Source organism: Lentzea sp. NPDC036955, assembly GCF_055608005.1.
In genome coordinates this window covers 1-18,550 of the sequence record NZ_JBVJRC010000002.1, presented here as the reverse complement: position 1 = coordinate 18,550, position 18,550 = coordinate 1, and the positions used below count along the sequence as shown (strand labels likewise).

18 protein-coding genes and 1 pseudogene are annotated in these 18,550 nt (G+C 70.2%); 11 read left to right on the top strand and 8 right to left on the bottom strand.

Features of this window, described 5'->3' with window-relative positions:
- Nucleotides 1-114: 114 nt before the first annotated feature.
- On the top strand, nucleotides 115-414 hold the full coding sequence (locus tag ACZ7CF_RS05195; RefSeq protein WP_360384719.1) for a hypothetical protein: 300 nt from the start codon (nucleotides 115-117) through the stop codon (nucleotides 412-414).
- 88 nt (nucleotides 415-502) lie between these two features.
- Nucleotides 503-658, top strand: coding sequence for a hypothetical protein (locus ACZ7CF_RS05190; protein ID WP_360384721.1), 156 nt, complete (start codon nucleotides 503-505; stop codon nucleotides 656-658).
- A 14-nt stretch (nucleotides 659-672) separates the two neighbouring features.
- Here ACZ7CF_RS05190 and ACZ7CF_RS05185 read toward each other — a convergent pair whose 3' ends face one another.
- The gene (locus ACZ7CF_RS05185; protein WP_470368908.1) at nucleotides 673-1,146 is read right to left on the bottom strand and encodes an MSMEG_6728 family protein; all 474 of its coding nucleotides are present in this window, start codon (nucleotides 1,144-1,146) and stop codon (nucleotides 673-675) included.
- A 77-nt stretch (nucleotides 1,147-1,223) separates the two neighbouring features.
- On the opposite strand from ACZ7CF_RS05185, the gene ACZ7CF_RS05180 reads away from it, so the two are divergent.
- Entirely contained in the window at nucleotides 1,224-1,502 is a 279-nt protein-coding gene (locus tag ACZ7CF_RS05180) for a hypothetical protein (protein ID WP_360384725.1), read from the top strand.
- 61 nt (nucleotides 1,503-1,563) lie between these two features.
- On the opposite strand, the gene ACZ7CF_RS05175 is transcribed toward ACZ7CF_RS05180, so the two are convergent.
- Nucleotides 1,564-1,959: a RidA family protein gene (locus tag ACZ7CF_RS05175; RefSeq protein ID WP_470369329.1), complete on the bottom strand. Its 396-nt coding sequence runs from the start codon at nucleotides 1,957-1,959 to the stop codon at nucleotides 1,564-1,566.
- Nucleotides 1,960-2,050: 91 nt separating this feature from the next.
- Between ACZ7CF_RS05175 and ACZ7CF_RS05170 the strand changes: the two genes are divergently transcribed.
- Nucleotides 2,051-3,016: a helix-turn-helix transcriptional regulator gene (locus tag ACZ7CF_RS05170; RefSeq protein WP_470368907.1), complete on the top strand. Its 966-nt coding sequence runs from the start codon at nucleotides 2,051-2,053 to the stop codon at nucleotides 3,014-3,016.
- On the opposite strand, the pseudogene ACZ7CF_RS05165 reads toward ACZ7CF_RS05170, so the two are convergent.
- A pseudogene (locus tag ACZ7CF_RS05165) lies at nucleotides 3,007-3,132 on the bottom strand (family 2 encapsulin nanocompartment cargo protein terpene cyclase); the annotation flags it as partial. The gene ACZ7CF_RS05170 and the pseudogene ACZ7CF_RS05165 overlap by 10 nt on opposite strands.
- Before the next feature lie 415 nt (nucleotides 3,133-3,547).
- Between ACZ7CF_RS05165 and ACZ7CF_RS05160 the strand changes: the two are divergent.
- On the top strand, nucleotides 3,548-6,262 hold the full coding sequence (locus tag ACZ7CF_RS05160) for a CHAT domain-containing protein (RefSeq protein WP_458432770.1): 2,715 nt from the start codon (nucleotides 3,548-3,550) through the stop codon (nucleotides 6,260-6,262).
- Nucleotides 6,263-6,499: 237 nt separating this feature from the next.
- A complete protein-coding gene (locus ACZ7CF_RS05155; protein WP_470368906.1) occupies nucleotides 6,500-9,301 on the top strand; it encodes a right-handed parallel beta-helix repeat-containing protein in 2,802 nt (933 codons plus the stop codon).
- Between the two features lie 74 nt (nucleotides 9,302-9,375).
- Here ACZ7CF_RS05155 and ACZ7CF_RS05150 read toward each other — a convergent pair whose 3' ends face one another.
- Complete coding sequence (locus ACZ7CF_RS05150) at nucleotides 9,376-10,149, bottom strand: ion transporter (protein ID WP_360384994.1); 774 nt, start codon at nucleotides 10,147-10,149, stop codon at nucleotides 9,376-9,378.
- 64 nt (nucleotides 10,150-10,213) lie between these two features.
- Nucleotides 10,214-11,170: a cell division protein ZapE gene (gene zapE, locus ACZ7CF_RS05145; protein WP_360384733.1), complete on the bottom strand. Its 957-nt coding sequence runs from the start codon at nucleotides 11,168-11,170 to the stop codon at nucleotides 10,214-10,216.
- 120 nt (nucleotides 11,171-11,290) lie between these two features.
- On the opposite strand from zapE, the gene ACZ7CF_RS05140 reads away from it, so the two are divergent.
- From ACZ7CF_RS05140 to ACZ7CF_RS05120, 5 genes are all read left to right on the top strand, one after another.
- The gene (locus ACZ7CF_RS05140) at nucleotides 11,291-12,232 is read left to right on the top strand and encodes a pirin family protein (protein ID WP_360384735.1); all 942 of its coding nucleotides are present in this window, start codon (nucleotides 11,291-11,293) and stop codon (nucleotides 12,230-12,232) included.
- Between the two features lie 98 nt (nucleotides 12,233-12,330).
- Nucleotides 12,331-12,732, top strand: a complete 402-nt coding sequence (locus ACZ7CF_RS05135; protein ID WP_360384737.1) for an SsgA family sporulation/cell division regulator — start codon at nucleotides 12,331-12,333, stop codon at nucleotides 12,730-12,732.
- Between the two features lie 20 nt (nucleotides 12,733-12,752).
- On the top strand, nucleotides 12,753-13,946 hold the full coding sequence (locus ACZ7CF_RS05130) for an amidohydrolase (protein WP_470368905.1): 1,194 nt from the start codon (nucleotides 12,753-12,755) through the stop codon (nucleotides 13,944-13,946).
- A gap of 63 nt (nucleotides 13,947-14,009) precedes the next feature.
- Nucleotides 14,010-14,861 carry a helix-turn-helix domain-containing protein gene (locus ACZ7CF_RS05125; protein ID WP_470368904.1) on the top strand — a complete coding sequence of 284 codons (852 nt, stop codon included), beginning with the start codon at nucleotides 14,010-14,012 and terminating at the stop codon, nucleotides 14,859-14,861.
- A complete protein-coding gene (locus ACZ7CF_RS05120) occupies nucleotides 14,836-15,012 on the top strand; it encodes a DUF397 domain-containing protein (RefSeq protein WP_360384743.1) in 177 nt (58 codons plus the stop codon). Before ACZ7CF_RS05125 ends, ACZ7CF_RS05120 begins: the two co-directional genes overlap by 26 nt.
- A gap of 5 nt (nucleotides 15,013-15,017) precedes the next feature.
- Here the strand turns inward: ACZ7CF_RS05120 and ACZ7CF_RS05115 are convergent, their stop codons facing one another.
- The 3 genes from ACZ7CF_RS05115 to glpK are packed head-to-tail and all read right to left on the bottom strand — an operon-like array spanning nucleotide 15,018 to nucleotide 18,487.
- The gene (locus ACZ7CF_RS05115; RefSeq protein ID WP_360384745.1) at nucleotides 15,018-15,314 is read right to left on the bottom strand and encodes a hypothetical protein; all 297 of its coding nucleotides are present in this window, start codon (nucleotides 15,312-15,314) and stop codon (nucleotides 15,018-15,020) included.
- A gap of 22 nt (nucleotides 15,315-15,336) precedes the next feature.
- Nucleotides 15,337-16,947, bottom strand: a complete 1,611-nt coding sequence (gene glpD, locus ACZ7CF_RS05110) for a glycerol-3-phosphate dehydrogenase (RefSeq protein ID WP_470368903.1) — start codon at nucleotides 16,945-16,947, stop codon at nucleotides 15,337-15,339.
- 22 nt (nucleotides 16,948-16,969) lie between these two features.
- Entirely contained in the window at nucleotides 16,970-18,487 is a 1,518-nt protein-coding gene (gene glpK, locus ACZ7CF_RS05105; RefSeq protein WP_360384749.1) for a glycerol kinase GlpK, read from the bottom strand.
- Nucleotides 18,488-18,550: the final 63 nt, after the last annotated feature.

Sequence of the window (18,550 nt, the reverse complement as noted above, 5' to 3'; positions counted from 1 at the left end):
CCGGTGCCGGCCAGACGCGTGCCGCGGCGGTGCCGTTCCCGAAGACCGCTGACTAGTGGGCGGATTCTCAGCGGAGAGCATCAATAATCCGCCCGTTGCGGGTACCCCGAGCTCATGACTGCCACCACCCGCACGATGCAAGCCGACGCCGACATCGTGTTCAACACCGCGTCGGACGACACCCGCGCCCTGGCCTGGCTGCCGCCGTCGCTGCGCACCTGCGAGACCGTCGTGCACACGGAGGAACGTGCCCTGGAATGGCGGCGCGACGACGTGCAGCAGGCCTACCTGCGCGTGGCGCCCGGCGGCGCGGGCACGAGCGAGGTCGAGCTGCGGATTCCGGACGACACCGACGGCGACGGCGCGTTGCGCGCGCTGGAGGCCGAGGTGGCGGACAACTTCACGGCGGGCTGAGGGTGCGACCGTCCGCGGGCCAGCCTCGCGGCGGTGTGAACTTCCCCGCGGGCGGCATAGCGCCCGGCCCGCGGGGTAACCGCGCGGCATGACCGATCCCGTGAACCCGGAGGCCCCGCACTCGCCGGGCACCCCCGACCTGGACGACCTCGACACGCCGGAACCCGATGTCACGCAGGATGGCGCCGACACCGAGCCCGAGGTCCCGCAGGAGAACCCCGACGCCCCCGAGCCCCCGGACTGACCGCCGGGGCCCGTTCAGACCCGGACCTCCCGGTCCGACCTCGGCCACACGTACGGCAGGTCGTCCGGGACGTCCGGGAAGAACCGCCGGTAGAACTGCGGGTCCTTGCGCACCAGGGCCGACCGGTGGCTGCGGTGCAGTCCCTCGTCACCCAGCCACCACGGCAGGTCGCCGTCCGCCGCCAGCTGCTCCTGGGTGCGCACGACCGTGATCTCCTTGGCCCGCGCCAGGTCCGCGCGCATGGTGGTCTCGCACGTGTCGCGGTACCCGCCCGCGCGCCACTGCGCGCAGGTCTCGATGCCGTACCGCACGAGTGCTTCCTCGTAGCCCGCCCACATCCGCACGGCCGGGTGGTTCCGCCAGCCGTGACCCGGCACGACCAACGCGCGCTGTACCTGCAGGGTCTCGACGCGTTGTTTGCCGAGCCTGCGCTGGTCCAGCACGCGGGCCGTGAAGGTGAAGTCCTCGTAGGGCAAGAAGGTCTGCACGACAAAGGCGTACCCGCACAGCCCCGTCGCAATCCCCGCACAGGTTTTCGGGGTCACCGCACGGGTAGCCGAGCGACATGAGCACGGATGTTCGAGTCATGCCGATGGCCGCCCACGAGTACGCCGCCGAGGTGCGCGAGGGCACCGAGACGACCCGGCACCACGTGGTGCTGTCCGAGGGGTTCTTCGACGACCTCGCACTGGTCGAGCCCGACGAGCCCGTCCTCGTCAGCGAGATCATCCACTACCTGCTCGACCGCGAGCCGAACACGTCGGTCCCGCACGAGCTGGACGCCGCCCGCCTGGTGGCCGAGGACCCGGAGTTCCTCCCGGAGCTGCGCCGCCGCCTCACCTGACCAGCCGTGTGGGGCACCCGGGCTGCTCGTGCCGCACGAGGGCACGAGCAGCCCGTCCACGTCACGCCACCGCGGTCCCCTCCAGCTCCACCACCAGCCCCGGCACCGCCAGCCGCGACACGCCGAGCATCGTCGTCGCCGGCGCCACGCCCGCGGCGCCCAACCGGCCGGCCAGCACGCCGTAGTGCGCGAACAGCGTGTCCACGTCGGTCGTGTACACGGTCAGGCGAACGAGGTTCGCGAGCGCCATCCCCGCGGCGGCCAGCACCGCCTCCAGGTTGTCCAGGCTCAACGCCAGCTGCGCGCCCACGTCACCGGCGTGCTCGGGCTCACCGGAGGCGTTCATCGCGGCCTGCCCGGAGCAGTACAGCGTCCGGGTCTGCCCCGACACGACCTCGCCCTGGTTGTACCCCAGCTCCACCGACCACTCCCACGGGTTGACGGCGGTCCGTTCCACTGCCACTTCCAACTCCATTCGTCGAATCCGAAAAGGAGCTTCGCAAGCAATACACGACACCCTGTGTCATGTATTGCCGTACGGTTCGGGCATGCGCGCCGATCGCCTGGTGAAGCTGGTACTGCTGCTGCGCCAACGAGGACGGCTCTCCGCCACCACGATCGCCCGCGAGCTCGAGGTCTCCACGCGCACGGTTCTGCGTGACGTCGAGGCGCTGTCGACCGCGGGCGTCCCCGTCTACGCCGAACGCGGGCGCAACGGCGGGTTCGCGTTGCTGCCCGGTTTCCGCACCGAGCTCACCGGGCTCGGCCACGACGAGGCGCTCGCCCTGCTGATCGCGGGCTCACGGCGGGGCGCGCAGGTGTTCGGGCTCGGCTCGGCGCTCGCCTCGGCCGTGCTGAAGGTGGCCGACGCGTTGCCGGCGGGCCACCGCGACCTCGCGGCCGGTGCCGCTCGTCGGCTGCTCGTCGACCCCGACACGGACCTGCTGGAACGCCGCACCGCGACCGAGGAGCTGTCCGACGCGCTCGTGACCGAGGTCCGGCGCGCGGTGTTCGCCGGGCACAAGCTCAAGATCCACTACGCCGCCCGCGGTCAGCAGCCGCGGTGGCGGACGGTCGACCCGATCGGGTTGGTCACCGTGCGGGGCCAGGGCTACCTGCTGGCCACGGCGGACGGTGCCGACCGCACCTACCGGCTGGCGCGCATCAGGGCGGCGGAGGAACTCGACGACCCGGCCGACCGCCCGGACCACGTCGACCTCGGCAAGACCTGGCAGGAGCGCGGCACCCGGTTCCGCACCGGCGGCGAGCAGACCACGGTCCTGCTCCTGCTCGACCCGGCGCGGCGGCAGCAGCTCGCCGACACCGCGCTGACCGTCCACTCCGAACACACCGAGGCCGACGGCCGGCTGCGCGTGGAAGCCTCGTTCCAGGACGCCTGGCACGCCGAATGGGCGCTGTGGCAGCTCGCCACGGGCGCGGAGGCCCTGTCACCGCCGTGGCTGCGCACCGCGCTGCACGACCGGGCCGTCGCGATTGCCGGTCGCTACCGGTAGCGCGGGTGCGTGGTGTGCCACTCGAACCCGCCACCCATCCAGGCCTTCACGCCCCTGAGGAACCGGTGCAGCTCCACCGACGGCACCGCCAGCAGCGCCCGGTGCCCGGCCTCGAAACGGCTCGTCGACACCGGTCGCGACGTTCGACTGCGCCCGCAGCTCCCGGTACGGGATGGTGTCGGGCATCAGGGCAGCCTGTTCTCCCACGGCGACGCGGGTGCTCCTGTTCGTTGGAACGCTCACTGCCGAACAGCAACTGACCCTTGCACCTTTCGCAGCAGTCGGCGACACACCGTTCAGGGTTGTTTCGGCCACGAACGTATCGGTCGGCTGATCGCGCGGGTAGGTGCCTTAACGCACACTTCAGGTACGGAAGCCCCGCTTCTGATGGTTTGCTGCACCCGTTCGCATGACAACGCTCCGCGTTATTCCACGCGACCTGACAGCACCAAACGGGGGAAACAACGGCAAAGCACCACACGGCGCCCGGTCGGCGCACCAGGCTGTGAGCGGATGACTCTAGGAGAACCGATGGCGGACGCGGTCGCCGTGCACAACCAGGGCGGTGCGCTGATCGAGCAGTACCAACGCACGGGCGACCACCGCCTGCTCGACGAGGGCGTGTCGGTGCTGCGCGACGCGTTGCGGCTGGGCGGTCTCACCGAGACGATCAGCACCCTCGCGTCGTCGTTGCTGCACCGCTACGAGACCGCGCACGACCCGGCCGACCTCGACGAGGCGATGGACCTGCTGACCCGCCTGGTCGACGGGCCGGGCGTGAACCTCACCCAGGCCACCGAGATCGTCCGCATCCAGCGCCACCGCTACGAGCGCGACGGCGACCTGAGCAGCCTGAACGAGGCGATCGCGCTCGCGCAGGGCGTGGTCGGCCAGACCGGTCCCGGCCAGCGCGACTACGACCTGATGCAGCACCTGCTCGGGCTGGCGCTGGCCGAGCGCTACGACCGCACCCGCCACCTCACCGACCTCGAAGGCGCGATCGCCGCGCACCGCATCGCCGCCGACAACGCCCGTGACGAGCTCCGGCCGGGCATGCTGCTGAACCTCGCGGCCACGTTGCGCGCCCGGATCGCGGCGACCGGCGACCTGTCGATGCTGGAGGAGGCGGAGGCGATGGTCGGCGGTGCGCTCGCCGCCCTGCCCAAGACGGACCCCGAACGCGGCAACGCCGAGTGGCTGATCGGCGCGCTGGCGCAGTTCCGCGCCCAGCTCAACCGCGACACCGACGTGCTGACCGACGGCATCGGGGCGTTGCGCAGGTCCGTGGAGTCCGCGCGCGACCCGGAGTCGCTCGGCACCCGGCTCGACAGCCTCGCCGGTGCGCTGCTGCAGCGGTTCGAGCAGGCCGGGGAGCCGGGGGCGCTGGACGAGGCGATCGAGGTGCTGCGCCGCACGCCGCCGACCGCCGAGCACCTGACGAGCCTGGGCAACGCGCTGCGGCTGCGCTACCGGCACCTCGGTGACGTGGACTCGTTGCGCGAGGCGGTGCGGGTCCTGCGCGACGCGGTGGCGGCGGCCGTCGACCCGCACGCGCACACCGCGGCCGCGACCAGCCTGACGCGCGCGTCGACCGAGATGGCCGAGCGGTTCCCCGAGCTGGTCACCGACGCCGTCAACGCCGCACGGGCCCTGGTGGCCGCGACGCCCAGCGCCGACGCGAACGAGATGCTCGCCGTCGCGCTGCGGATGCGGTTCGACGTGACCGACGCCCGCGAGGCGCTGATCGAGGCGGGCGAGCTGTTCGAACAGGTGCTGCGGCAGCGCCCGGCCAAGGACCCGCTGCACCCGCGGGCGCTCGCGAACCTCGGCGGGTTCTGGCAGCAGATCTACGAGCTCACCGGCACGCCGGAGACGTTGAACGAGGCGGTCATCTACTACGGCAGAGCCGCGCGCGCCGACCCGCAGCAGGCCTCCTACCAGCACTGCTTCGCCCGGTTGCTGCTGCGCCAGGCCGAGCAGGCCGGTGACTCGGGCCGGCTGCGCGCGGCGGCGCGGGCGCTGGCGGAGGCGGCGGCGAGCGAGGCGCTCGACCCGGTGACGCGGGTGCTGGCCGCGCACACGGCGTCGGTGACGTCGGCGGGGATCAACGACTGGGAACAGGCGCTGCGCGGTGCCGAGCGGGCGATGGCGTTGCTGCTGCGGCTCCGGCGGGCCGACGTCGAGAACGGGCTGGCCGAGCTGACCGGGCTGGTGGCCGACGCGGCGGCGTGCGCGGTGCAGGCCGGACAGCTGGCGCTGGCGGCGCAGTGGCTGGAGTACGGCAGGGACCTGTTGCTGGCGCGCGTGTTCGAGGACGACCGGCAGGTGGCGTTCCCGTCCGTCGGCGACCTGCAGCAGTCCGCGGTGGACGGTCCGGTGGTGCTGGTCAACGTGAGCCGGCTGCGCTGCGACGCGCTCACGCTGTGGCCGGGCCGGGTGGAGCTGCTGCCGTTGCCGCGGCTGCGCTACGACGACGCGGTCGCGCACGCCGAGCACTTCGGCAGCGACGACCGGGCGTTCGCCGAGACGCTGGAGTGGTTGTGGGACACCGTGACCGAGCCGGTGCTCGAAGGCGTGCCCGAGCACACGCACGTCTGGTGGTCGCCGACCGGCCCGCTCGCCGGGCTGCCGCTGCACGCGGCCGGGCGGGACGGGCGGACCGTGCTGGACCGCGTGGTGTCCTCCTACACGCCGACGGTGCGCGCGCTCACCTGGGCCCGTGCCCGCGCCGCCGCACCCGTGGGCGCGCCGAGCATGGTCGTGGTCGCGCCTGCCGACGCGCCGTACGAGGTCGCGGTGCTGGCCGAGCTGTGGGAGGCCGCCGCGCTGGAGGGCCCGCTCGCAACGCGGGAGAACGTGCTGGCGGCGCTGGAGCACCACCCGTACGTCCACTTCGCCTGCTCCGGCTCCCCCGACGACAACCCGGCGCGCAGCGGGCTGCGGTTGCACGACGGGCCGTTGACCGCGCTCGACGTCGCCCGGCTGGGACTGCCGGCCGCCCGGCTCGCGGTGCTGTCGTGCGGGCACCTCGCCGGTGCGTTCCTGCTCGCCGGCTACCCGAGCGTCGTCGACACCCTGTGGGAGGTCGGCGAGCAAGCGGCGGCGGACGTGAGCGTCGCGTTCCACTCGGCCCTGCTCGACCACGGCCTGAGCCTGCCCGCGAGGGCGCTGCACGCCGTCGTTTGCGAGCTGCGCGACCGGTATCCGGCGCGGATCTGGGCGGCGTTCACCCACACCGGAGCCTGAGCCCGGCCGACCGCTCGCTCGATTCAGCAGCGTGAGCTGGCGGTGCCCGCGGGCGGTTTCGGAATTCAGTAATTGAAACCCTTTGCAGGAAGACAATTTCAGTCACGTGAATGTTTGACACATTCCGCGGCTGTCGGCTACAAAGATTTCGCCCCGCCCTGCCGAAGGGTTCCCGCAAAGATGCGAACTCCGATAGCTCTGCTGTCCGCGGTTGTGATAGCCGGTCTCGCCCTACCCGTGACCGCGACGGCCACACCTGCGGCGACCGGCCTGGACGTCTCGTCCGGCAACCGGCGGGCCGCCATTCCCGGCCTCTACGACTGGTCGAAAGCCGGTTATCGCGGCACCGGCGTGCTGCCCGGCGACAATGACGTGAACCCGAGCGCGAGCTGCCGGATCACGGCTGCGGAACTGGCTTCCCGGTTCGGCGTCCGGCCCGATGACGCGGCCGACGACACCGCGGGGCTGCAGGCCGCGATCGACTTCGTCCGCACGTCGTGCTCACCGGGCGCGAGCTACTCCAGGCTGAGCCTGATCACCCTGCCCGCCGGGGTGCTGAAGGTGTCGAAGGAGCTCCACGTCGATGCCGACCACCTGGTCATCAGGGGCGCGGGCGCGACCGCGACGAAGATCGTCTACACCCCGGACGCGACCACCCGCTACGACGCGCTGACCCCGGACGGCTCGGACTGGGACGAGGACGGGATGACGTTCGGGCAGGGCAAGGGCGGCTGGCTGTGGCCGGGCCGCGGCCTGTTCCGCGTGCAGTCGCGCGGCGTTCACCCCGGCTACGCGAGCGACCACTCCCAGGCCCCGGAGAACCGCAAGGACATCTTCGAAGGCACGGTGAACGTGCACTGGAAGGCCGGCACGAAGGTCACCGCCGCCGCGAAGACCGGTGACCGCACGGTGAAGGTGGCGTCCACCACGAACATCACGGCCGGGTCGCTCGTCAACGTGCGCGCGGCGAACTCGGTGAAGTTCTACGAGCAGCAGAACGCCACCGGCACCCCGCACCCGTTGCTGAACATGCACATGCGGCAGCAGATCTTCACCGTCGCGTCCGTCTCGGGCACGACGGTGACGCTGGACAAGCCGCTGGAGTTCGACGTCCCGGTCAACTCCACCTCGGACGGTTCGCCCGCGATCGACGGGACGACGTACGACTCGAAGGTCTCGCCGCTGGTGGACCCGGTCCTCGGCGTCGGGTTCGAGAACTTCGGCTTCACGCAGGAGGTGCCGGGTCTCGACCCCGCCGGGGCCGTCCACGACTACGGCAACATGGCGCCGGCCGACGAGATGCACGGCATCGTGTTCAAGTGGGCGGCGAACTCGTGGGTGCGCGGTGTCCGCGCGGAGATGACCGGGTCGCACCCGATCGTCACCGAGGAGGCCAAGAACCTGCAGATCGTCGACAACGTCCTCGACGGTGCGTGGAACAAGGGCAAGGGCGGCAACGGCTACTTCCGCGGCTCGCGGGTGTGGGACTCGCTCTACGCCGGCAACACCTCCCGCAACCTGCGCCACTTCACCTTCCAGTGGTCGGCCTCGGGCAACGTCGTGATCGGCAACGACTTCGACTCCGACCTGAACCTGCACGGCGGCTGGGAGCGCAACAACCTGTTCGAGAACAACACGGTCCGCGTCCCCCACGCCCACCGCTCCGGCAACTGCCGCGCGAACTGCGGTGAGGAGGGCGGCGGCGGTCCCGACGACTCGAACTGGTTCCCGATCTGGTGGGGCGCGGGTCAGAAGGCCGTGAAGTGGTCGGGCGCCTCCGGTCCGCGCAACGTCTTCTTCAACAACGCCATGACCAAGCAGCTGTCCGCCGGCGGTGGCTACGAGCCGTTCTACGCCGACCGCCGGCGCGTCTACCAGTTCGGCTGGAACGGCAGCGGGTACCGGCACCTCGACGTGAACGGCATGCCGATCACCGACTGGGCGAAGAACGAGCAGCGCGACTACACCGGCGGCCACGGCGTGGACGCGACCAGGACCGACGCGGCGAAGTCGTTGTTCCTCAAGAACGTCCCCGACTCGACCACACCCGTCGAGGAACCGGCGGGCACGGTCCCGGTGTCGACCGCCGGCCAGCTCCAGGCCGCACTGGCGAACGCCCGGCCCGGTGACGTCATCAGCCTGGCCCCCGGCACGTACCGCGGTTCGTTCGTCGCGCAGAAGGCCGGTACCGCGAGCAACCCGATCACGCTCACCGGCCCGTCCTCCGCGGTGCTGGTCAACGACGGCCCGTCCGGCACGGCGCCGACCCCCTGCCCGGTGCCGGCAGCGGGCTGGGACTCCGGTTACGGCCTGTGGTTGTTCGACGCGCCGCACTGGACCATCAGGGGCATCACCGTCGCGGAGTCCAAGAAGGGCATCGTCCTCGACAACTCCCACCACGTGACGATCGACGGCGTCACCGTGCGGAGGACCGACGAGGAGGGCGTGCACTTCCGCCGTTCCTCCGCGGACGGCGTGCTCAAGGGCTCGACGATCACCGACGCCGGTGTCTTGACGAAGGACTACGGCGAGGGCGTGTACATCGGCTCTGCGAACTCGAACTGGAAGTGCCACGGCAACTCCGGCGGCGTCGACCGCTCCGACCGCGTGCAGGTGCTGGACAACCGGATCGGCCCGAACGTCTCCGCCGAGCACGTCGACGTCAAGGAGGGCACGCAGGGCGGCCTGATCGCCGGCAACACCTTCGACGGCACCGGCATCAGCGGCGCGAACTCCGCGGACTCGTGGGTCGACGTGAAGGGCTCCGGCTACCGGATCGAGAACAACACCGGCACGTTCACCGCACCCGGCACGTTCAAGAACGGCTACGAGACGCACAACCCGAGCACCACGCCGTCGTTCGGCAACGGCTGCGGCAACGTGTGGCGCGGCAACCGTTCCGACCTCGGCGGCGTCGGTGAGTACGGCGTCCACGTCAGCTCGACGTCGAAGTGCAAGGACAACCCGAACGTCGTGCACGCCTCGAACACGGTCTCCCGCGCGACGAAGGGCCTCACGAACATCCCGGTCACCCCGTGACCCGGGGTTGAGGTGGTCCGGCCGGTGCACGGCGGCGTCACCGGCCGGACCACGTCGCGGCTCTCAGGCGGGGGTCACACGTTCGCCTTCAACGCTCGCACCTCGTCGCGCAGCGCGCGCACCTCCTGCAACAGCAGGTCGTCGTGTGCGCCGGAACGGGGTGCGGGCAGCGTGACCTCCTCCTGCATCGCGCTGCACACCACCGCGATGAACAGGTTGAGCATCGTGAACGTGCCGACCAGCAGGTAGACCAGGAAGAAGATCCACGCGTACGGCTTCTGCTCCATCAGGTCGCGCATCACGTCGGACCACCCGTCACCGGTGGTGATCTGGAACAGCGTCAGCAACGTCGATCCGAGCCCGGAGAATCGCGGGTCACCGGTGTCGCCGAACAGGTTGCTCGCGATCACGCCGCCCACGTAGACGAGCAGCACCAGCAGACCCGACAGCGACACCAGGCCTGGGATCGACCGCACCAGCGCCGTGACGACGCGGCGCATGCTCGGCACCATCGCGACGAGGCGCAACGCGCGCAAGATCCGCAACGCGCGCAAGACCGACAACGGGCCCGCGGACGGGATCAGCGCGATGGCCACGATCACGAAGTCGAACACGTTCCACGGGTCGCGGAAGAACCTCCAGCCGAACGCGTACAGCCGCGCGCCGAGCTCCAGGGTGAAGATCATCAGCGCCAGGCGGTCGACGAACGTCAGCACGGGACCCAGCTCCGCGTGCAGCACCGTCGTCGTCTCCGCGCCCAGCGCCAGCGCGTTGACGACGATCACCGCGACGATGAACGCCTGGAACCGGTTGCTCTCCACTGCCGACGCGACACGGGCGCGCACCATCTTCACTTGCTCGCTCCTAGCACAGGGGTTTTGGGTGCTATCGGCGGTGGAGGCGCTCCACTGTTCACCCGATGGAGTTGATCAGCTCCAGCCGGCTGGCGGTGCGGGCGAGGTCGAGGGCCCGGCCGCCGACGATCTCGGCCAGCGGGTGGTCGCTCACCAGGGTCAGCCGGGCGTCGCGGTCGACGAGGACGTCCACGACGTTCGCGAACCGCTGCTGCGCCTCCCGGTCGCACGTCTCCAGCCGCGGCACGCCCACGACCACCCAGTCGTCGTGGCGGTCGGCGAGCGCCAGGTAGTCCGCTGTGGACGTCGGCTTCTCGCACAGGTCGCCGAAGTCGAACCAGATCCGCCGCCCGTCGACACCGAGCGCGGTGATCGCCCGGCCGCCCACGTCGAGCACCACCGGGACGGCCGGCAGCTCCACCGCACGCACGACCGCCCCGGTCTCGAACCGCGAGCGGGCCCGTCCGCGCAGGTGCCGGTAGTCGGTCGGGCCGTCGAGCTCGACGGTGTCCATCAGCTCCTCCACGAGCGCGATGCCCGGCAGGAAGTGGTCGTGGTAGAGCGGGTTGGGCAGCAGGCCGTCCGGCGGGTAGTTCGAGGTGGCGATGATCATCACCCGGCGTGCCCGCAGCTCCTCCAGCAGCCGCGTCATCAGCATCGCATCGCCGACGTCGTGCAGGTGGAACTCGTCGAACGCGAGCACGTCACACCGGCCGATGAGCTCCTTCAGCGCGTGGGCCACCGCACCGCGTTCGTGCAGCCGTGACGAGATCCGGGCGTGCAACTCGTGGAAGAACGCGTGGAAGTGCACGCGCCGTTTGTGCCGCACGGGCAGCACGTCGAAGAACGCGTCGGCGAGGAAGCTCTTGCCCCGCCCGACCGGCCCGTGCAGGTAGACGCCCCGGCGCCGCTCCCCCAGCCCTGCGAGCCGCTCGACCGCCCGCGCCTGCGCCTCGTCCAGCTCGTACCCGCTGCTCGCCACGCGCGCGAACAACCCGTCCCGAAGTTCCGCCACCGCTGCCCCCAGCTCTCACCTGTCTGCTCCCATGCTGCCCCCACCGGCCGGACGCCGAGCCCGCCGGGGGGCTCGGCTCAGGAGCCACGTGCTCGCTGAACCACGCCTACGATCACCGGCGTGAGCAACGTCGAGGTCGAGCCCGCCGAAGTCACCTGCACGCCCACGCCGGGCGGGGTCGAGGTCCTCCAGCCGCGCGACGTGCCGTTGGGCGGCCCGCGGGCGATGTCAGTGCGCCGGACGCTGCCGCAGAAGCAGCGGTCGTTCATCGGCGCGTGGTGCTTCTGCGACCACTACGGGCCCGACAACCACAAGATGGACGTGGCGCCGCACCCACACACTGGGCTGCAAACGGTCAGCTGGTTGTTCACGGGCGAGATCGAGCACCGCGACAGCCACGGCGTGCATGCCTACGTGCGGCCCGGTGAGCTCAACCTGATGACCGGCGGCCGGGGCATCTGCCATTCCGAGGTGTCCACGGCGGCGTCGACGGTGTTGCACGGTGTCCAGCTGTGGCTCGCACTACCCGATTCCAACCGAGATGCGGCACGTGATTTCCAACACTACGTGCCACCCGCCGTTCAGCTGGACAACGCCACCGTCAAGGTGTTCCTCGGTGAGTTGGCGGGTTCGAAATCTCCCGTTCACACGTTCACCCCGCTGCTGGGTGCGGAGATCGTTCTCGCACCGAACAGCAAGATCACTCTTGGTACCAAGACCGACTTCGAGCACGGCGTGCTGCTCGACACCGGCGACGTGAAGATCGACGAGACCGCTCTCACGCCGGGGCAGCTCGGGTACGTCGGCACTGGTCGGAGCACCCTCACCCTCACGACGGAGGCCGGTGCGCGGGTAGTTCTGCTGGGTGGCACGCCATTCGGGGAAGAGATCGTCATGTGGTGGAACTTCGTCGGCCGCACCCACGACGAGATCGCCGCCTATCGCGAGGAATGGCAGGCGGAGACGGACCGGTTCGGCCGTGTCGAGGGCTATGCCGGAAGCCGCCTGCCTGCGCCTCCGCTGCCCGGTGGCCGTCTGCGCCCGCGCGGCAACCCGTCGTGACCAATGTCAAAAGTCATATTCGGACCGCTTGAAAGTCGCGTTGTCATCGATTTTCCTGATGGAGGCATCCAGGGAGGATGTCGCACGTCTTAGGAGGCATGACGAACGTGACACGAGTGGGCGCCGAGTCGGTCTTCGCCTTCATCGCACCGTCCGGGCGCCCCATGCCCGTCGAGGTCGAGCTGGGCTACCGCGCCGACGACCCGCACGCCGTGACGATGACGTTCCGCATGGGACGCCAGGAGACGGTCTGGCTCGTCAGCCGCGACCTGCTCGCCGACGGCCTCATCACCTCGGCCGGCGCCGGTGACGTGCGGCTGCGCCCGCACAACTCCACGACCGCCGTGCTCGAACTGCAGTCCGACGTCTCGCACGCGGTCTTCCACGTGCGCTCGACCGAGCTGCAGGAGTTCCTGAACTCCACCTACGACGTCGTCGCCCCCGGTCGCGAGACCGACCACTTCGACTTCGACGCCGAGCTGCGCAAGCTGCTCGACTAGAACTGGGTTGGAACTGTGGCGTGACCCTCGACCTCGCCGCGCTCTACCGCGACCTGCACCGGCACCCCGAGCTGTCGTTGCAGGAGTTCCGCATCGCCGGAGTCCTCGCCGACGCACTGCGCCCCCTGGGCTACGCCGTCACGACCGGGGTCGGTGGCACCGGTGTGGTCGGCGTGCTGCGCAACGGTGACGGGCCCACCGTCCTGCTGAGGGCCGACATGGACGCCCTGCCGGTGCGCGAGGAGACCGGGCTGCCCTACGCCAGCACAGCGCGCGCGGTGGACGCCAACGGCGACGAACAGCCTGTGGCGCACGCGTGCGGCCATGACATGCACGTCACCTGTCTGGTCGGCGCGGCCGAAGCGCTCGCGAACACCCGTGACGAGTGGTCCGGCACGCTGCTCGTGGTCGGTCAGCCCGCCGAGGAGCTCGGCCGGGGCGCCCGGGACATGGTCGAGGACGGGCTGTTCGACCGGTTCGGCACGCCGGACGTCGTGCTCGCCCAGCACGTCGCTCCCCTGCCCGCCGGGATGCTCGCTCACGGCAGCGGCCCGTTGATGGCGGCCAGCGACACCGTGAACGTCACCCTCTTCGGCCGCGGCGGTCACGGTTCGTCGCCGGAGACCGCTGTCGACCCCGTGCTGATGGCCGCGCACGTCGTCGTGCGGTTGCAAGGGATCGTCGCGCGCGAGATCTCCCCCAGCGAACGTGCGGTGGTCACGGTCGGCCAGATCCACGCCGGGACCAAGGAGAACATCATCCCGGACACCGCCGGGCTGGGCATCAACATCCGGACGTTCAACGACCACACGAGCGGCATCATCCGCGACGCCGTCGAACGGATCGTGCGCGCCGAGGCCGCGGCCTCCGGTGCGCCGCGGGAGCCCGAGTTCGAGTGGCGGGACGCCATGCCGCCGCTCGTGTCGGACCCGGACGCCACCGCACGGACCGTGGCCGCGTTCACCGAGCACTTCGGCACCGAGCGCCTGATCCCCGGCGCGGTCGTCAGCGCCAGCGAGGACGTCGGCGTGTTCGGCACGGCCGCCGGCGCACCGACGGTCTTCTGGTTCCTCGGTGGAATCGACTTCAACGCGCGCACGCCCGACCCCGTGCCGATGAACCACTCCCCCGCCTTCGCACCCGATATCGAACCAACGGTGAAAACCGGCGTTGAAGCACTAGTGGTCGCCGCGAAAGCATGGCTTGATCACTAGCCCGCTGTTTTCACCCGAATGTGGCTATTACTTGTTCCAAAAACAAGCCATAGCGTATTTGGCATGACCGCGATGACCTCTACGGCCTACAGCCGAGACCTCGGCGACGAACTGCGCCGACTCCGGGAAAAGTACACGACGATGACGGGCCGCGCGCTCGCGACCCAGCTGGGGTGGGACCCGAGCAAGGTCTCCAACGTCGAGAACGGCAAGGCGCGGGCGAGCGAGATCGACCTCGTCCAGTTCCTCACGGCCTGTGGCCAGAGCCTGGACTTCATCGAGACCTTCCGCCGCCGCTACGCCAACGCCTTCGACCCGTACTACGCCCAGGTCGCCGACAACCTGCGCACGCTGGCCATGACCGAGTCCCTGGCCACGAAGATCACGAGCTTCGAGGTCCTGAAGGCGCCCGGCCTGCTCCAGACGCGGGAGTACGCGCGCCAGCTCCTCCTCGACACCTCGTTCCACGAACCGGCGGACATCGAAAAATTCGTCGACCTCCGCATCGAACGGCAGACGATCCTCCGACGCCCCTTCCGCCCGGAATGCTTGTTCTACGTCCACGAGCTTGCATTGCAACTAATCCTGGGCGACGCACAGCTCATGGAGGACCAGTACCTGCGTCTGCTGTTCAACACCCACATCATGCGAATCGTGCCCGACCGCTACCGGGCCATCGCACTACAGGGAAAGACCACGTTGTTCGAGTTCGACAAGGCCGACCCGACCACCTACAGCGAATCGGACCTGGTGCAGGTGTTCGCACAAGACAAGGCGGCGGTCGCGCGCGCACGGCAGCTGTTCAGCCATCTGGATGCCATCGCCTTGGATGAGGAACAATCGAAGAGCATGCTGACGGAGTACATCAGCGCTCTTCGAAAGGACTCCGATGACCCAGGACCGGACGTGGCGTAAGAGCACTTACAGCGGCGGCAACGGCAACACGGACTGCGTGGAGGTCGCGCTGACCCAGGACGCGCTCGTGCGGGACTCGAAGAACACCGGTGCCGAACTGACGTTCTCCGGTCCCGCCTGGCGCGCCCTGGTCGGCTGGGTCGCCGAGTAGTCCGCTCAGCGGGCCGTGAGACCCGGCTGCAGCGGCAGCAGCGGTGCGACGACCCGCGCGAACGGCCCGCTCTGGGCCGTCGCGCCGGTCGGCACCGCGAACGGTGCGGCGGCGTCGAGCACGTCGGGCAGCCGGGCGTAGACCGCCCAGTGCTCGTCCCACGCCTGGATCACGTCGAGGTGGCCGCCGGGCAGGAACCGGGTCAGGTGCACCCCTGCGACCTGACCGGTGTTCCCGAGCAGTGGCAACAGCCGGAAGCCACCCTCCCGGCGCAACCTCTCGATCAGCTCCGTGCTCTGCATCGCACCGTCACATCTCCTACGCCTAGTGGGCGGCCAACTCTGCACTCTCCCGATAAGCGCGCACGGCGTCATCACGTTCGGCCGTGGTCCACCCGAGCGGACCAGCGACCAGATCGGCCACCCGGTCGACGACCGAGGCGCCGCCGTCGAGGTGTTCCACCGCGATTCGCGTCCGCCTGGCAAGGACGTCGTCGAGCGAAAGCGCTCCCTCGTGCGTCACGGCGTAGACGACCTCGGCGGCGAGGTGGCCGGCCACGTCCTCGGTGAGCGCCGGGTCCCGGGAGACCAGCGCGAGCACGTCGGAGATCGCCGAACCGTAGCGGCGCAGCAGTCGCTCCACAGTGGATGCGGACAGGCCGGACTCGGCGGCGACACGGGTCCGGTCTGCCCACAGCTCTTGGAAGCCAACGGCTCCGCACAGCGGCAGGCGCGCGGTCAGCGACGGCGCGACGGCCTTGCCCAGACCCGCGACGGCGGCGTTGACGACGTCGGCGGCCATCACGCGGTAGGTCGTGTACTTGCCGCCCGCGATCACGAAGAAGCCCGGTTCCGGCTGGGCCACGGCGTGTTCGCGCGACAGCTTCGCGGTGTCGCCGGACGCGCCGTCGAGCAGCGGGCGCAGACCCGCGTACATGCCGACGACGTCGTCGGCCGACACGCTGTCGCGCAGCACGGCGTTGACGTGGTCGAGGATGTACGACACGTCCTCGGGGGACGCCGACACCGCGGCCGGGTCGCCGTCGTAGGGCGTGTCCGTGGTGCCGATGATCCAGTACGCGCCCCACGGGATCACGAACAGCACGCTCTTCTCGGTGCGCGTGATCAGGCCGCCGTCGAGCTGGATCCGGTCGCGCGGGACGAGGACGTGGACGCCCTTCGACATCCGCACGTGGAACGGAGGGGTGCCGGGGCTCATCGAGTTCAGCGAGTCGGTCCACACGCCGGTCGCACTGATCACGCGCCGCGCGCGCACCACGTGCGTCACACCGGTCAGCTCGTCGCGCACGGACGCGCCGGCGACGCGGCCGCCGTTGCGCAGCAAGGAGGTGACCTTGGCGCGGGACAGCACGGTGGCGCCGTGCTGCGCCGCCGTGCGCACCAGCGTGGTGACGAGGCGGGCGTCGTCCACCTGCGCGTCGTAGTAGCGGATGGCGCCGGCGAACGCCGAGGTGTCGAGCGAGGGCGCGATCTCGGCCATCCGCCTGCGGGACAGGTGCCGGTGCATCGGGACCGCACCGGCGCCGCCGATCGAGTCGTACAGCAGCACGCCCGCGCCGACGTAGGCGCGTTCCCACTGCTTCTCCAGCGGGAAGAGGAACGGCACCGGCCGCACCAGGTGCGGTGCGAGCCGGCGCAGCAGCAACCCGCGTTCCTTGAGCGCTTCGCGGACCAGCTTGAACTCCAGCTGCTCCAGGTAGCGCAGCCCGCCGTGGACGAGCTTGCTGGACCGGCTCGACGTCCCCGCCGCCCAGTCGTGGGCCTCGACCAGTGCGACCGAGAGACCTCTCGACGCCGCGTCCAACGCGGCACCCGCACCGACGACACCTCCACCGACGACGAGCACGTCGAACTCGGTGCCGTCCAGGGCAGCCAGCGAGTCGGCACGTCGAGCCGGATCCAGCCTTGCGAACACCTTCAGCTCCCTCAGCAGAAAATCAGCGGACGTCGGCGTCGACCCAGTCGAACGACTTGGTCACGGCCTTCTTCCAGTTGCGGTACTGGCGCTCGCGCTCGTCGGCGTCCATCTCGGGCGCCCAGCGCTTGTCCTCGGACCAGTTGGCGCGCAGCTCGTCGAGCGAGGACCAGTAGCCCACCGCGAGACCGGCGGCGTAGGCGGCGCCCAGCGCGGTGGTCTCGGCGACGACCGGCCGGATCACCGGCACGTCCAGCACGTCGGCCTGGAACTGCATCAGCAGCTCGTTGGCCACCATGCCGCCGTCGACCTTCAACTCGGTCAGCGGCACGCCGGAGTCGGCGTTCATGGCGTCGAGGACCTCGCGCGTCTGGAAGGCGGTGGCCTCCAGGACGGCGCGGGCGATGTGGCCCTTGTTGACGAACCGGGTGAGGCCGACGACCGCACCGCGGGCGTCGGAGCGCCAGTACGGCGCGAACAGGCCGGAGAACGCGGGCACGAAGTACGCGCCACCGTTGTCCTCGACCGACTTCGCGAGCGTCTCGATCTCCGGCGCCGAGCCGATGATGCCGAGGTTGTCGCGCAGCCACTGCACCAGCGAACCGGTGACCGCGATCGAGCCCTCCAGGGCGTAGACCGGGGCCTCGTCGCCGATCTTGTAGCAGACCGTGGTCAGCAGGCCGTTCTTCGACGCGACCTTCTCCGTGCCCGTGTTGAGGAGCATGAAGTTGCCGGTGCCGTAGGTGTTCTTCGCGGTGCCCGGCTCGTAGCAGGCCTGGCCGAACGTGGCGGCCTGCTGGTCGCCCAGGATGCCGGCGATCGGCACGCCCTTGAGGACGCCGCCGGGGCCGCCGTGGCCGTAGACCTCCGAAGAGGACTTGATCTCCGGGAGCATGGACAGCGGGATGCCCATCTCCTCGGCGATCGTGGCGTCCCACTGCAGCGTGTCGAGGTCCATGAGCATGGTCCGCGACGCGTTGGTGACGTCGGTGGCGTGCACGCCGCCGTTGGGGCCGCCGGTGAGGTTCCACAGCGTCCACGTGTCGGTGTTGCCGAACAGCAGGTCGCCGGCCTCGGCGCGCTCGCGGGCACCCTCGACGTTGTCGAGGATCCAGCGGATCTTCGGACCGGAGAAGTAGGTGGCGAGCGGCAGGCCGACCTTGGCCTTGTAGCGGTCACCACCGCCGCCGAGCCGACCGAGCTCGTCCACGATGGCCTGGGTGCGGGTGTCCTGCCAGACGATCGCGTTGTAGACCGGCTGCCCGGTGTTCTTGTCCCACACGACGGCGGTCTCGCGCTGGTTGGTGATGCCGACCGCGGCGATGTCGCTCGTGTTGAGGTCGGCCGTGGCAAGCGCCTGGCCGATCACGAACCGGGTGTTCTCGGAGATCTCCACCGGGTTGTGCTCGACCCAGCCGGCCCGCGGGAAGATCTGCTCGTGCTCCTTCTGACCCACGGAGACGATGGAACCGCTGTGGTCGAAGATGATCGCCCTGGTGCTGGTCGTGCCCTGGTCGACGGCGAGGACGTACTGCGTCATCGAAACTGTCCTTTCGGGATGGTCAGAACACGGTCAGAACGCGAGAGCTGCGACGACACCGGC

Bases quoted from the DNA above. Each gene is read 5' to 3' on its own strand.
- ACZ7CF_RS05170 (WP_470368907.1), top strand. From the start codon at position 2,051: ATGCGCGCCGATCGCCTGGTGAAGCTGGTACTGCTGCTGCGCCAACGA.
- ACZ7CF_RS05195 (WP_360384719.1), top strand. From the start codon at position 115: ATGACTGCCACCACCCGCACGATGCAAGCCGACGCCGACATCGTGTTC.
- ACZ7CF_RS05125 (WP_470368904.1), top strand. From the start codon at position 14,010: ATGACCGCGATGACCTCTACGGCCTACAGCCGAGACCTCGGCGACGAA.
- ACZ7CF_RS05180 (WP_360384725.1), top strand. From the start codon at position 1,224: ATGAGCACGGATGTTCGAGTCATGCCGATGGCCGCCCACGAGTACGCC.
- ACZ7CF_RS05190 (WP_360384721.1), top strand. From the start codon at position 503: ATGACCGATCCCGTGAACCCGGAGGCCCCGCACTCGCCGGGCACCCCC.
- ACZ7CF_RS05115 (WP_360384745.1), bottom strand. From the start codon at position 15,314: ATGCAGAGCACGGAGCTGATCGAGAGGTTGCGCCGGGAGGGTGGCTTC.
- ACZ7CF_RS05135 (WP_360384737.1), top strand. From the start codon at position 12,331: ATGACGAACGTGACACGAGTGGGCGCCGAGTCGGTCTTCGCCTTCATC.
- ACZ7CF_RS05160 (WP_458432770.1), top strand. From the start codon at position 3,548: ATGGCGGACGCGGTCGCCGTGCACAACCAGGGCGGTGCGCTGATCGAG.
- glpK (WP_360384749.1), bottom strand. From the start codon at position 18,487: ATGACGCAGTACGTCCTCGCCGTCGACCAGGGCACGACCAGCACCAGG.
- ACZ7CF_RS05150 (WP_360384994.1), bottom strand. From the start codon at position 10,149: ATGGTGCGCGCCCGTGTCGCGTCGGCAGTGGAGAGCAACCGGTTCCAG.
- ACZ7CF_RS05120 (WP_360384743.1), top strand. From the start codon at position 14,836: ATGACCCAGGACCGGACGTGGCGTAAGAGCACTTACAGCGGCGGCAAC.